Origin of the sequence: Ruegeria arenilitoris (assembly GCF_013032445.1) — a bacterium.
In the GTDB taxonomy this organism is placed as follows: Bacteria; Pseudomonadota; Alphaproteobacteria; order Rhodobacterales; family Rhodobacteraceae; genus Ruegeria; species Ruegeria arenilitoris_F.
On sequence record NZ_WQCA01000002.1, the window covers coordinates 98,258 to 111,223 of the forward strand.

Consider the following 12,966-nt stretch of genomic DNA (forward strand, 5'->3'; position numbering starts at 1 on the left):
CCCCTTTGGTTCGTTTGCGCGCACAGATTCAACGAATTGAGGCAATTGCCAACCCCTGCCCACGCAAATCTGATGCCTTTTTTCCGCGCAATCCACCCTGCCCCCCAAACAAAACACGGGTCTTTACCCCGCGACCGCCTTGCTGCACCGTTCAAATCTGCGTTAGAGCCCCGCGAAACAGGTGATTTGAAGATGATACGCGCGCTTTTCGCATTGGTCTGCCTGACCTTTGCCATCCTTGCACAGCAAAGTCGGGCCCAGACGCTGGATGTCACCACGGTGACCCGCCCTCCGTTTTCCTATGTCGAAGACGGGGCACAGACCGGATTTTCCATGGACCTGCTCGAGGCGCTGGCCGAGTCGCTGAACTGGGAGTATTCGGTCAATAGAGTCGGGACCTTCAACGACATGCTGGGCGCTGTGCAGGACGGGTCTGCCGATATGGCCATCGCCAACATTTCGATCACCGCCGCGCGCGAGACGCAGATGGATTTCAGCCAGCCGATTTTCGAGGCCGGGTTGCAAATCATGGTCCCGTCCGAAGCCGCGCGCCAACCGTCACTGCTGCACGCGTTGCTGTCGCGCGAATTGTTCATCGCCATCGGTCTGGCCTTTGCCCTCTTGCTGGGCGGCGGCATGTTGATGTGGACGTTCGAGCGCCGCTCGCAGCCCTATTTCGACCGCAAGCTGAACGAGGCATGGTTCCCGTCCTTCTGGTGGGCGCTGAACCTGGTGGTAAATGGCGGGTTCGAAGAGCGTATGCCGCGCACCCCGTTCGGTCGCCTTTTGGGTGTGGTTCTGGTGGTCTCGTCCCTGTTCATCGTGTCGGTGTTCACGGCACGCATCACATCGGTCATGACGGTCGATGCGATCAGCGGCAGCGTAAATTCAGTCAACGATCTGTATGGCAAGCAGGTCGGCACGATTTCAAATTCAACGGCCGCCAGTTTCCTGAACCGACGTGAGATCGAGTTCACTGGGTATTCCGGTCTTGAAGAGATGCTGACCGCCTTCAAGGACAAAAACCTGGATGCCGTGGTCTTCGACGCCCCGATCCTGTCTTATTATGCGGCGCACGAAGGGCGCCGGATCGCGTCCATGACCGGTGGAGTTTTCCTACGCGAAAGCTATGGGATCGCCTTCCCGACCGGCTCACCTCTGGTTGAGGACGTCAATCAGGCGCTGTTGTCGATGCGCGAAGACGGCACCTATGACGAGATTTACCGCAAGTGGTTCGGGGTGCGGAATTAAGCCTGTTCCTCATCGCCAAAGAACGGCGTCATCTGCGCAACGATGACCGCGTTTTCGTCCAAAGCCCGTTGCATCAGCGCCCGTTCGTCTGGATCAATGTCGTGGCCCTGCGCTTCGCGCTCGGCCAGAGTGCCATAGCCGGTGACATCCAGCGGCGCGGTGTCGGCCTGTTTCAGAATGGCTACGGTTTCGCGCACGGCTTCGGCCTCATCAACACCGCTGGCGAAACACATCAGCGCTGCCCCGGTCGCGCCTTCGGGCAGGCCGTCGCCATCCTTGCGGCCGATCTGCACAAGCAGAGTATAGACCTGCTGACGAGAGGGTTTCTTTTGCTTTTCCATGTGGGGGGCCATAGCCGCGTGCCAGCCCACGGTCAAGCGGTCGGCAATTGCAGGACGCCGCCTGCGCGGTCATAGTGCCTGGACATAAACCGCAAAGGATCTTTCGATGGCGTACCCAGATTTCATCACCGACTTCCCCAGCCTCGACGTGCCCTTCCCCGAGGACGTGGTGCAATCAGCGGTGATCCGGTCGGATGCGGGGCTGGTGGCGTTCTTCACCTTCCTGAAGGATTTCGAACTGCCCGCGCATTCGCACAAGGCGCAATGGGGTACAGTGATCGAGGGTACCGTGGAACTGACCATCGGGAATGAGACAAAAACCTATCGCCCCGGCGACAGCTACTCGATCCCCTCCGGCGTCGAACATGGCGGCAAGATCAAGGCCGGAACGCGAGTGATCGACGTGTTCGAGGAACCCGACCGCTATCCGGTTAAAGGTTAACAAAAAAGGCCGCAGCATCGTGCTGCGGCCCTTGTTTTGATCAGCGGACCGATCAGTCGCGCAGCAACTCGTTGATCCCGGTTTTCGAGCGGGTCTTCTCGTCCACCCGCTTCACGATCACGGCGCAGTACAGGCTGACATTGTTCTTGGACGGCATCGAGCCGGCAACGACCACCGAGTAGGGCGGTACTTCACCATACATGACCTCTCCGGTTTCGCGGTCGACGATCTTGGTCGACTTGCCGATGAATACGCCCATGCCCAAAACCGAGCCTTCGCGGACAATGCAGCCCTCGACCACCTCGGAACGGGCACCGATAAAGCAATTGTCCTCGATGATGGTCGGACCTGCCTGCATCGGCTCCAGGACGCCGCCGATACCGACACCGCCAGACAAGTGCACGTTCTTGCCGATCTGTGCGCAGGACCCAACAGTGGCCCATGTATCGACCATGGTACCTTCGTCGACATAGGCGCCCAGGTTCACGAAGGACGGCATCAGCACCACGCCCGGTGCGATGTAGGCCGATTTACGAACCACACAGTTCGGAACGGCGCGGAAGCCTGCGGCTTGCCACTGGTTCTCACCCCAACCGGCGAACTTGCTGTCCACCTTGTCCCACCAGCCACCAGCCTGAGGGCCACCGGTCTGGATTTCCATATCCTTGATGCGGAAGCCCAGCAGAACCGCTTTCTTGGCCCACTGGTTCACGTGCCAGTCACCGCTTTCCAGCTTTTCGGCCACACGCAGCGAGCCGCTGTCCAGCGCGTTCAGCGTATCTTCGATCGCTTCACGGGTCTCGCCGGTGGTGGCGGGCGTGATGGTGTCTCGCGCCTCCCAGGCGGCTTCGATGGCGGCTTCCAGTTGCGCGTTGGACATGTGAGGGCTCCCTGCAGAATCTGTTCACGTTGGTGTTGCCTATACGCAAGCGAAGGACTGGCCGCAATGCGACGCTGAACGCGCGCTTTGCGGCTGTTTGCTGCGGTTTTAAGCGCCCAGTGGGTTCGGAGAGATATTGCCGCCGCAGATCAGCACCGCCACTCGCTCACCCGGTTCCGGCTGGTAAGCCCCGGACAGCAGCGCCGCCAGCGCCGTTGCGCCCGCTGGTTCCACCAGAATCCGATGCGCTTGCCACAGGAGTTGCTGGGCCTCGGCAATGGCCTCATCGCTGACCAGAACAGACGTCATCCCCTGTGCCAGCCCGAAACAGATCGAGCCAATCCGCCGCGCGCCCAATGCATTGGCGGCGATGCCAGAGACGGTGACGTCCACCGGCTCACCCGCCTGCAAGGCCGCATTCAGCGCGCAGGAGGTTTCGGGTTCGACCGCCACGATCTTGCGTGCGCCCTGAAACCAGCCCAGTGCACCGGCGATCAACCCGCCGCCGCCGACGGCGATCAGAACGGTATCGGCCTGAAGACCCTGCGCCTCCCATTCGGCAAAGCAGGTGCCCTGCCCTGCCACGGTGGCGGGCGCGTCATAGGCATGGATCTGCATAGCACCTGTCGCCTCTTCGTGCTCCTGCGCACCCATCAACGCGTTGGCGTATTCGCCGGGCACCACGCTCAGATCAGCGCCGGTCTGCTCGATCAGGGCAATCTTGGACGGCCCGGCAATCTCCGGCACGAAGATCTTCGCCGGATAGCCCAGCGACCGCGCCGCATAGGCCGCCGCCGCGCCATGATTGCCGCCGGACGCTGCCACGACGCCCGCGTCGGGCACATCCGAGCTCAGCAGCGTGTTGAACGCCCCGCGCGCCTTGAAACTGCCGGTATGCTGCAGATGCTCCAGCTTCATCTCGACCGGGTAACCCAGCCCCAAGGCCCGGCTCTCCATCACCGGCGTCACCTGCACATATCCGTTGATCCGGTTGGCGGCTGCTGAAATTTCACTCTTCCAATTCATTGTTGTTCTTCCGTGACTGGCGCTCTGGCCGCGAACCCTATAGCTGTTTTACGAACACGCAAGCAGGGATAGATCACCCATGAGAGAAGACCGCCTGAGCCCCTTCCGCGACGCGCAAACCGACCGCTCGACCGCGAGCGAGGTGCCGGACACGCCGCAGACCCGCTCACCCGCCTATCGCCTTGCCTTTGCCGACGACGATTTCCTGTGTCGGGATGAGCTGCGCCCGGTGCGCCTGCAGCTGGAATTGCTGAAACCCGAGATGATCATGACCGAGCGCGAGATCACCTCGACCATCGTCATGTTCGGCGGCGCGCGCATTCCCGAGCCATCTCAGAAACACACGGCACGGACCCAGACGCTGGCCAACCTATCGGAGTACTATGACGAGGCCCGTGAGTTCGCCCGACTGATGACCGAGAAATCGAACGAAACCGGCTGCCGCGAAAACGTGATCGTCACAGGCGGTGGCCCTGGTGTGATGGAGGCCGGGAACCGCGGCGCGCAGGATGCAGGCGGCTGCTCGATCGGCCTGAACATCGTGCTGCCGCATGAGCAGGCACCGAACGAATTTGTAACCCCCGACCTCAGCTTTAACTTCCACTACTTCGCGATCCGCAAGATGCACTTCCTGATGCGCGCCCGTGCCATCACCATCTTTCCGGGCGGCTTCGGCACCATGGATGAGCTGTTCGAATCCCTCACCCTGATCCAGACCGGCCGGATGGAGCGCGTGCCCTTCCTGCTGTTCGGCCGCGAGTTCTGGGAAAAGGTCATCAATTGGGAAGCGCTGGCTGATGCTGGCACCATCTCGGACGAAGACCTCGACCTGTTCCGCTTTGTCGATACCGCGCAAGAGGCGGTCGATATCATCGAGAACTGGGAACCCGCCCCACCGCGCGACGAAATCCCGGGGCGCTGAGGGATGCCAAAGATCGGAGAGATGCTGCATCTGCGCGGCAATGCGCTGAACGCGGGGGATCCTGTAGCGTTGCCGCTGACCCAAAGCAGCATGTATCATTTGCCCGGTGCGCCCGATGGCCTGCCCACCTATGGCCGGGTCGACAACGCGACATGGCAGCATCTGGAACATGTTCTGGCCCATCTGGAAGGCGCGCCCTGCCTGAGTTTTCCGTCGGGCATGGGCGCGATCTCGGCGGCCTTGTTCGCCACCGTGAAAGCCGGATCGCGCCTGCTGATCCCATCGGACGGCTATTACGTTACGCGGGTGTTGGCCGAGAGGTTTCTATCCGGGCTAGGAGTTTCAGTCACCGAACGCCCCACAACCACCTTCACCGAAGGCGGGTTCGACGGCTTCGATGTGGTCTTTGTCGAAAGCCCATCGAACCCCGGGCTGGATATGATCGACTTGCCCGCCATCGCTTTGGCCGTGCGCGCGGCGGGTGGCATCACGATTGCCGACAACACTACCCTGACGCCGTTGGGCCAGCGCCCGCTGGATGTGGGCATCGACGTTGTGGTGGCATCTGACACCAAAGCCATGGGCGGACATTCCGACTTGCTGATGGGTCATGTGGCCAGCTGTAACACGCAGATCATGGAGCGGGTTGAGGAATGGCGGCGCGTTTCAGGCGCGATCCCGGGCCCGCATGAGGCCTGGCTGCTGCATCGCGGGTTGGAAACGCTGGACGTGCGGTTTGACCGGATGTGCTCTACTGCGCAGGTTCTGTCCGAGCGTCTGGCAGAACATCCAGCCGTGAAACACATCCGCTATCCTGGCTTGTCCGGCGATCCTTCGCATACATTGGCCAAAGCCCAAACCACGCGGTTCGGCTTCCTCTTGTCGATCACGCTGGAGTCGGAAGACAAGGCCGAGACCTTCATCAACACCTGCCCGATGCTGCGTCCCGCCACATCCTTCGGCGGTGTCCACAGTTCTGCCGAGCGCCGCGCGCGGTGGGGCGACGATGTTGACCCCGCTTTCATCCGCCTGTCAGTGGGCTGTGAGCCGCTAGAGGAACTGTGGCAAGCGATCGAGGCCAGTCTGAACGCGCTGTGATTACTTCTTGGGCTCGCGCAGTTCCGTGAATACATAGATCGGCAACACAATGCTGCCGATCAGCGCCCCTAGCCAGACCAGCAATGTTGCGGCCAGAAGGTTGGAAATCCCTCCAATCGTCAGCCCGTTGGTCACCAGATCGGTCACAAGCAAACCCACAAAAGTCACGATCAAAGCGATCCCACCTTTCAGAGCAGGCGCTTTCTTTTCCCCCAGCTTCAGGATGAGCGGCTCGGCGATCCACTGAACCAGCGTGAAGACGATCACCACCACGATGAACGAGATCGGCCGGATCGCAAATTCCGGTAGCAGAATCGCAGCAATCAACAACCCGATGGCATTCCCGGCCAGCAGGGCCAGAATGGACTTGAGTCTGCGCGTCATGGGGATCTCCGTCAAAAAACAATGCGAAACATGCATATGTTAACAGACCTGCGGGAATTTGCGAGCGGTTTCAAAAGCCACTTCCTTTTGGCCCCTTGAAAACGCATGATAAAACCATCCTGTTCCGCCCGACCCGCGAGAGGTGAGATGAGCGACAATCCCTATTCCGCCCTTGGCGTCACTCAAGACGCCAGCGATGCCGAGATCAAAAAGGCCTATCGGCGCATCGCCAAGGAATGCCACCCTGATCTGAAACCCGGTGACGCTGAGGCCGAAGCCAAGTTCAAGGCCGCAGCTGCCGCCTATGATCTGCTGAAAGACCCGGAAAAGCGGGGGCAGTACGACCGGGGCGAAATTGACGCCTCGGGTCAGGAACGCCCCCAACAGCAATACTATCGCGACTATGCCGAGGCTGCCGGAAACCCTTATCGCGGGCGTCAGGCAGATCCGGACGACATGTCGGATATTTTCGCTGAGTTCATGCGAGGTCGCGGTGGATATGGCCAGCGCACGCAAGAGTTCCACGCGCCGGGACATAATCGCGCCTACAGCCTGCAGATCAGCTTTCTGGATGCGGTGTTTGGCGCCAGCCAGAAACTGACCCTGCCCGATGGCGACCGGATTGAGGTGAAAATCCCGGCAGGCATTACCGACGGCCAGACCATCCGCCTGCGCGGCAAGGGCGATCCGGGCTTTGGCGAGGGGCCTCCGGGCGACGCGCTGGTCACGGTCTCGGTTGCGAAACACCCGGTTTTTGATCGTCAGGGTGACGATATCCACATCACCCTGCCGATCACAATTGATGAGGCCGTTCTGGGCGGCAAGGTGCCCGCCCCCACCATCGACGGCGGCGTTAATGTCCGCGTCCCGGCGGGCACCAGCAGCGGCAAGACCCTGCGTCTGCGCGGCAAGGGAGTCAAGAAACGTGGCTCATCTGACCGTGGTGATCAATTGATCGAGCTAACCATCACGATGCCCGACCAGATCGACGATGACCTCAAGCAGTTTATGGAGACATGGCGCGAAACTCACAGCTATGATCCGCGCAAAGGAATGCCGTCATGAGCCTGACCGAAGAGCAACTGATCGCAACCGTCACCCGCCTGACCTCGGCCCGGCTGACCGAGTATCTGGCCGCCGAGATTGTGATCCCCGAACAAACGGATGAGGGTCTGGTCTATCACAGCCTCGATGTCGCCCGTCTGGAACTGGCCTGTGAGCTGCATGAGCAATACGAGATGGAGCCGGATGCGCTGTCGATGATGATCTCGCTGATCGACCAGATGCATGGGTTGCGCGCCGAACTGCGCGAGGTGCTGAACGCGGTCGAGGCGCAGCCCGACCCCGTCCGCAAACAACTGATCGAGGTCATCGGCACAGCGCGGTTCCGTCGCAGATAACGGGCTTTTGGACTCGGGCTCTTTGCCGTAAAAGGCCCCCTTGATCCAAAGCCCGGTATGTCCATGACCCAGTCTAGATCCGAATTGCTGATGCCTGCAGGCAATCTGCGCAAGCTGAAACTCGCCATCCTGTATGGGGCGGACGCGGTGTATCTGGGTACGCCCGACATGTCGTTGCGCACGAAATCCGAGTTTTCGCTGGAAGAGGTGATCGAAGGCGTCGAATTCTGCCACCAACACGGGCGGCGCGCTTATCTGACGCTGAACCTGTTCTCGCACAACAAGGACATCCCGAAGCTGGACGAATATATCGACACGGTGCGCAAGGTGAAGCCCGACGGGCTGATCATCGCCGATCCCGGTGTGTTTCAATATGTCCGCGAACGGGCACCGGAACTGCCGCTGCATATCTCGACCCAGGCCAATATCTGTTCCTGGCTTTCAGTGAAGTTCTGGCAGGATCAGGGGGCCGAACTGGTGGTTCTGGCCCGCGAGGTTTCCTACCCAGAACTGGTCGAAATCCGCGAGAAATGCCCTGACATCAAACTTGAGGCGTTCGTGCACGGTGCCATGTGCATGACCTACTCGGGCCGCTGCCTGCTGTCGAACTTCATGGCCGAGCGCGGGGCGAACCAGGGTAACTGTGCCAATTCCTGCCGCTGGAACTATGGCCTGAAACTGCGCCTAAAAGACGGCACGCATCAGGAACTCCGCATCACCGAGGAAAACGCCGACCTGTTCGAGTTCCTGCTGGAAGAAGGTTGCCGCCCCGGTGATCTGATGCCCATCGAAGAGGATGATCGCGGCTCGTACATTCTGAATTCCCGCGATCTGTGCATCATGCCGAAATTGGATGAATACCTGAAAATCGGCGTCGATAGCCTCAAGGTCGAAGGACGCGGCAAATCGGAATACTATGCCGCCATCGTCGCCCGCGCCTATCGCATGGCCATTGATGACTATCACGCGGACCCCGAGAACTGGGATCCCAAGCCCTATATGCGCGAACTCGAAACCGTCGGGAACCGCGGCTATACGCTGGCTTTCCATGAAGGGCGCCTGACCAACTATTCCCACGATTACGAGCACACGGCATCCATCGCCCAATGGGAATATGCCGGGATCGTCACCGAAGTGACCGAAGATGCGTTTCTGGTCGAGGTGAAGAACAAGCTGGAACCAGGCGACGTGCTGGATTTCGTCTCACCGATCTCACGCGATACGGTGCTGCTGCGGGTCTATGATTTTGAGCGCGCCCATGACGGCGCGCGGCTGGACGTGGTGCATGGCAGTACAAAAACCGTCATCCGCTTGCCCTTCACCCTGTTCGATCACGAAGACATCGACGATCTGCGTGCCCGCTTCCCGGTCTATTCCGTCCTGCGCAAGGAACGCGCCCTGACCGACGAACACTGGAGCCGCATCCGCTTTGACAAGCTGGTGCAGGGGCTGGAAACCTCGGGCCGCGACAACCCCAACGCCTATGCCCGCCGCCGCGATGAGCTAGTGGAAAAAATCGGTGAGGACGGCAATGAACGCCGGTTCAAGACCAATCGGATCGGCACCGAGGGCTGCTGCGGCAAAGGCTGCAATGGCTGTCTGATCTTCTGGCAGGACGAGAAATACGCACTGGCCCGCGAAGTATTGTCGAAACGCAAACAGGGCGAGCAACTCAGCCGCCGCGAAGCCACAGAGCTGAAACTGCCCAGCGAGGCCGTCTGACTGTCAGTTCCCGGCGATGTAGTCTTCGGGAACAAAGAAGGTGTAGTCCCGGTCAGCGACCGCTTCGTGGCAGTCATGGCAATAGCCGACCGCTGAGGCACGAAAACCCATAGTGTCACCGAACAAAGACCCGTCCGGCAGTACCATGATATAGCGCCAATCAGCCGTGTCGGGGCTGGCGCCCTCGGCCAATTTCTCCATCACAAACAGGGCGCCGGGATGGATGTTGCCCTCGTCCGTGACGGTTACGCTGTCCTTGGCCAGCACCGAGCCCTTGGGCAGCTTTTCACCCTCCTGCAGGGTTCCGTAGTTATGCGCCATGCGATTGGCATAGCTGTTCACGAAACGCTGACCATGGGTGGCCGAGATATAGGGTGCATCATTGAACAGCGGCCAGCTTTGGTAATTCAGCAACTGATCCAGTTGCGCGGCGCGATACCCTCGCGCCATGCGTCGCTGCAACGACTTGTATATCTGCAGCGCTTCTTCTTTGGTCAAATCCGCCGGATTTTCGATGGCTATATGCGCATCCTCACCGGGGGATTGCGCAGCGGCATAGTCAGCGGACACACCTGAAAACACCAATGCCGCAAGGGGTATCGAGACCACTCGTGAAATCTGTAACAACATAATAATGGCCTACCCAGTCTATAAGGTTCGCCTGAACGCCGCATTTATGCTTAAAAAAAGATAGCGGCCCTGAACAATCTCGCCACGACCGGAGAGCGGTTTTCACCGCTTTGTGCGCAAGAGTGAAATGCGCCCATCCCGCCTTGACGATTTAAATATATCAAATTGTGCATGCAAAAAACAGCAGGGCGAACATTAAATTATTGTCGCCCTACGCGATACAATCAACGCTGCAGCCCGGCCTCAGCCTCGATCTGCTTGCGCGATTTGCGGGCGCGCTCGGTGGCTGATTTCAATTGACCACAGGCCGCCATGATATCTTCACCGCGGGTTTTGCGGATGGGAGAGGCATAGCCCGCCTGATAGATGATATTCGCAAAAGCCCGGATACGGTTGTTCGAGCTGCGCTTGTACGGCGCGCCCGGCCACTCGTTGAACGGAATCAGGTTGATCTTGGCCGGGATGTTATGACGTTTGATGTGGTCGATCAGACGGTGCGCATCCTCGTCACTGTCATTGACGCCATCCAGCATCACATATTCGAACGTGATCCGCTCGGAATTCGAGGCTTTGGGATAGCTGGCCAGCGCCTGCAGCAGTTCCTCGATATTCCAGCGCTTGTTGATGGGCACCAGCACGTCGCGGGTTTCATCCGTGGTGGCATGGAACGAGATCGCTAGCAGGCAACCGATTTCCTCGGCCGTGCGTGCAATCTCGGGCACCACGCCCGAAGTCGACAGCGTGATGCGACGGCGCGACAGGGAAATCCCCTCGGGGTCCATGGCGATCTTCATCGCGTCGCGGACGTTCTCGAAGTTGTAGAGCGGCTCGCCCATGCCCATCAGAACGATATTCGACAGCAGGCGCGTTTCGTCCTTAGGTGCGCCGGGAACGGGCCATTCCTCAAGATCATCACGCGCCATCATTACCTGTCCGACAATCTCGGCCGCGGTCAGGTTGCGCACCAGTTTCTGCGTGCCCGTATGGCAGAATGAACAGGTCAGCGTGCACCCGACCTGAGACGAGATGCACAGCGTGCCACGATCCTCTTCGGGGATATAGACCACCTCGACCTCATGCCCACCCGCGATGCGGCACAGGTACTTGCGGGTGCCGTCCTCGGAGACCTGACGGGTCACAACCTCAGGGATTTCGATCACGAAATTCTCGTCCAGTTGCGCACGATAAGCCTTGGCCAGATTGGTCATCTCGGCAAAGTCGCGCACACCCCATTGATAGATCCATTGCCAGATCTGACCGGTCCGCATCTTGGCCTGCTTTTCCGGCGTGCCGTACTCGATCAGAACCTCGCGCAACTGGTCGCGGGTCAGGCCGACAAGGTTAATCTTCCCCTCGGGCAATTTGCGGGGGATGGTCATGACGTCTTGAGTGATCGGCGCTTTGGGCGACATGGGGCTATCTCAACGGATTCTGGCTTGGGATGCGCCTCTATATAGGAACATCCGCAAAGATCAAAAGGAATCGTATCGATCAATCGGCAAAGCGCAGCAATTCATCCACTCTTGCTCGCCCCAGATCGACACGGCAGGACGTGATCGCGATGCCGGTTCCGGACCCACCGCCGTATGAAGCACCGATGGCCTCGCATTGCGCATCCCGGTAGCTTTCCCAAGCCGATTGCGCGGCTTCCAAAGCGGGCTGCGCAACGTTGCGCCCCGTGACATCATCCAGCTCTGCGGCGGCCTGCAGGGCAAAGCCGTAACTTTCCTCCAGCGCCAGAGCGACCCGGTCCTCCATCGCGCTTACGCAGGATCCGATTTCGACCTGCGATCCCGCATTCGTACACTCCAGCGTCGGGTCCGCCAAAGCCGCGGATGGCAACAACAGTAAAAGCAAGGCGTGGCGCATATTCTATTCCCAACTGAGGCTTCGCACCGAACCATGATACCATGCCATCAGCCAAGGCCCCAAATACTGATCGGCCGCACCGACCAAGCCGATGCGACCGATTCATGTTTGTCGGGTCAGGTTAAGCCCCTCAGATGCCCGCAGGCAGCACATCGCAATCTGCGGCGTCCAGCGTTTTCACCGGATCCTCCGGGCCGCACTGCTCACCGGATACAGGGTAGGTATCAGTGTCTTTTTCACAGGCGCTCAGGAACATGGCGACGGTCATCATGAAGGCGACAATGGTTTTTTTCAGCATAGGCAAGCTCCTTCCTTGTCTCTGAACTGATTAGTTCAGAAACATCGGTCGCTCACTTTGATACGGATCAACTTTTCACGCAGACGTGGCGTCAAGCGGATGTGTTTTCACCAAAAGAAAACCCCGCCGGATGACAGGGTTTCGCTAGCCTGCAGATGGCGATCAGTTCGCGCAGCGTTTCTGGGCATCCTCAAGTGCCGCGGTGAATCCCAGCAACGAGAACGTGTCCTTGGTCTGCGTTCCGCGTTCGGATCGCGCGGTCACCACCGCCTCGGTGCCTTTTTTCATGGCTTCGATCACTTTGGGCTCCTGCCCTTGTGTCGCGGGCCAGGCCCATTCGCCGTCAGTGATGAACTCGAACTCCTGATCGTCGATCCGGACATTGACCGAAGACCCGGCCGCAAACGGGTATCCGCCGGTAAAGGACACCTGACCAGCGACATTTTCACTGGGGCGGAAAACCACAAACAGCAGGATGTCGCTGCGCCGCACCGAGACCACGCGCCCGCCGCGTGTGTTTACGGTTTCGTCGGGGGTTGCCACGCTCCAGCATTCGGTGGGATCCTTTTCGACGAACACGCTCCAATCCGTCTTGGCGGCCACGCGATTGGTGCTGGACGCCTGTTGAGCGGTTGCGGTTGTGGCCATCCCTGCCACGCACAGGCCCGCTATCACGCGGACGAGTTTCGATCCCATCTGTCCA

At 59.7% G+C, this 12,966-nt stretch carries 16 protein-coding genes; 7 read left to right on the forward strand and 9 right to left on the reverse strand.

The annotated features are described in order from the left end of the window. The first annotated feature begins 192 nt into the window (after window positions 1-192). Window positions 193-1,251, forward strand: a complete 1,059-nt coding sequence (locus tag GOW98_RS02845; RefSeq protein WP_170329556.1) for a transporter substrate-binding domain-containing protein — start codon at window positions 193-195, stop codon at window positions 1,249-1,251. Here GOW98_RS02845 and GOW98_RS02850 read toward each other — a convergent pair. Further along, window positions 1,248-1,592 carry a hypothetical protein gene (locus GOW98_RS02850; RefSeq protein WP_170328148.1) on the reverse strand — a complete coding sequence of 115 codons (345 nt, stop codon included), beginning with the start codon at window positions 1,590-1,592 and terminating at the stop codon, window positions 1,248-1,250. The genes GOW98_RS02845 and GOW98_RS02850 overlap by 4 nt on opposite strands. A 106-nt stretch (window positions 1,593-1,698) precedes the next feature. Between GOW98_RS02850 and GOW98_RS02855 the strand changes: the two genes are divergently transcribed. Further along, on the forward strand, window positions 1,699-2,034 hold the full coding sequence (locus GOW98_RS02855; RefSeq protein WP_170329557.1) for a cupin domain-containing protein: 336 nt from the start codon (window positions 1,699-1,701) through the stop codon (window positions 2,032-2,034). 52 nt (window positions 2,035-2,086) lie between these two features. On the opposite strand, the gene dapD is transcribed toward GOW98_RS02855, so the two are convergent. After that, the gene (gene dapD, locus GOW98_RS02860) at window positions 2,087-2,914 is read right to left on the reverse strand and encodes a 2,3,4,5-tetrahydropyridine-2,6-dicarboxylate N-succinyltransferase (protein WP_170329558.1); all 828 of its coding nucleotides are present in this window, start codon (window positions 2,912-2,914) and stop codon (window positions 2,087-2,089) included. Window positions 2,915-3,022: 108 nt separating this feature from the next. Then, entirely contained in the window at window positions 3,023-3,940 is a 918-nt protein-coding gene (locus tag GOW98_RS02865; protein WP_170329559.1) for a threonine/serine dehydratase, read from the reverse strand. A 79-nt stretch (window positions 3,941-4,019) separates the two neighbouring features. Here GOW98_RS02865 and GOW98_RS02870 point away from each other — a divergent pair, with 79 nt between their 5' ends. Both GOW98_RS02870 and GOW98_RS02875 read left to right on the forward strand, forming a co-directional pair. Continuing rightward, window positions 4,020-4,862, forward strand: coding sequence for a TIGR00730 family Rossman fold protein (locus GOW98_RS02870; RefSeq protein WP_170329560.1), 843 nt, complete (start codon window positions 4,020-4,022; stop codon window positions 4,860-4,862). 3 nt (window positions 4,863-4,865) lie between these two features. Then, window positions 4,866-5,960 (forward strand): cystathionine gamma-lyase, encoded by a 1,095-nt coding sequence (locus GOW98_RS02875; RefSeq protein WP_170329561.1) that lies wholly within the window; start codon window positions 4,866-4,868, stop codon window positions 5,958-5,960. Here GOW98_RS02875 and GOW98_RS02880 read toward each other — a convergent pair whose 3' ends face one another. Then, on the reverse strand, window positions 5,961-6,344 hold the full coding sequence (locus tag GOW98_RS02880; protein ID WP_170329562.1) for a hypothetical protein: 384 nt from the start codon (window positions 6,342-6,344) through the stop codon (window positions 5,961-5,963). Between the two features lie 147 nt (window positions 6,345-6,491). Here GOW98_RS02880 and GOW98_RS02885 point away from each other — a divergent pair, with 147 nt between their 5' ends. From GOW98_RS02885 to GOW98_RS02895, 3 genes are all read left to right on the forward strand, one after another. Next, entirely contained in the window at window positions 6,492-7,409 is a 918-nt protein-coding gene (locus GOW98_RS02885) for a DnaJ C-terminal domain-containing protein (RefSeq protein WP_170329563.1), read from the forward strand. Beyond that, window positions 7,406-7,744 carry a hypothetical protein gene (locus GOW98_RS02890; RefSeq protein WP_170329564.1) on the forward strand — a complete coding sequence of 113 codons (339 nt, stop codon included), beginning with the start codon at window positions 7,406-7,408 and terminating at the stop codon, window positions 7,742-7,744. The genes GOW98_RS02885 and GOW98_RS02890 overlap by 4 nt, the downstream gene beginning before the upstream one ends. Before the next feature lie 63 nt (window positions 7,745-7,807). After that, complete coding sequence (locus GOW98_RS02895; protein WP_170329565.1) at window positions 7,808-9,466, forward strand: U32 family peptidase; 1,659 nt, start codon at window positions 7,808-7,810, stop codon at window positions 9,464-9,466. Between the two features lie 3 nt (window positions 9,467-9,469). Here GOW98_RS02895 and GOW98_RS02900 read toward each other — a convergent pair whose 3' ends face one another. The 5 genes from GOW98_RS02900 to GOW98_RS02920 form a co-directional block, all read right to left on the reverse strand. Further along, a complete protein-coding gene (locus GOW98_RS02900) occupies window positions 9,470-10,096 on the reverse strand; it encodes a cytochrome P460 family protein (protein ID WP_170329566.1) in 627 nt (208 codons plus the stop codon). Between the two features lie 224 nt (window positions 10,097-10,320). Continuing rightward, complete coding sequence (gene rlmN / locus GOW98_RS02905; RefSeq protein ID WP_170329567.1) at window positions 10,321-11,508, reverse strand: 23S rRNA (adenine(2503)-C(2))-methyltransferase RlmN; 1,188 nt, start codon at window positions 11,506-11,508, stop codon at window positions 10,321-10,323. A gap of 79 nt (window positions 11,509-11,587) precedes the next feature. Further along, window positions 11,588-11,965: a lysozyme inhibitor LprI family protein gene (locus tag GOW98_RS02910; RefSeq protein ID WP_170329568.1), complete on the reverse strand. Its 378-nt coding sequence runs from the start codon at window positions 11,963-11,965 to the stop codon at window positions 11,588-11,590. Between the two features lie 130 nt (window positions 11,966-12,095). After that, window positions 12,096-12,263: a hypothetical protein gene (locus GOW98_RS02915; protein ID WP_170329569.1), complete on the reverse strand. Its 168-nt coding sequence runs from the start codon at window positions 12,261-12,263 to the stop codon at window positions 12,096-12,098. Between the two features lie 162 nt (window positions 12,264-12,425). Then, on the reverse strand, window positions 12,426-12,959 hold the full coding sequence (locus GOW98_RS02920) for an invasion associated locus B family protein (protein ID WP_170329570.1): 534 nt from the start codon (window positions 12,957-12,959) through the stop codon (window positions 12,426-12,428). Window positions 12,960-12,966: the final 7 nt, after the last annotated feature.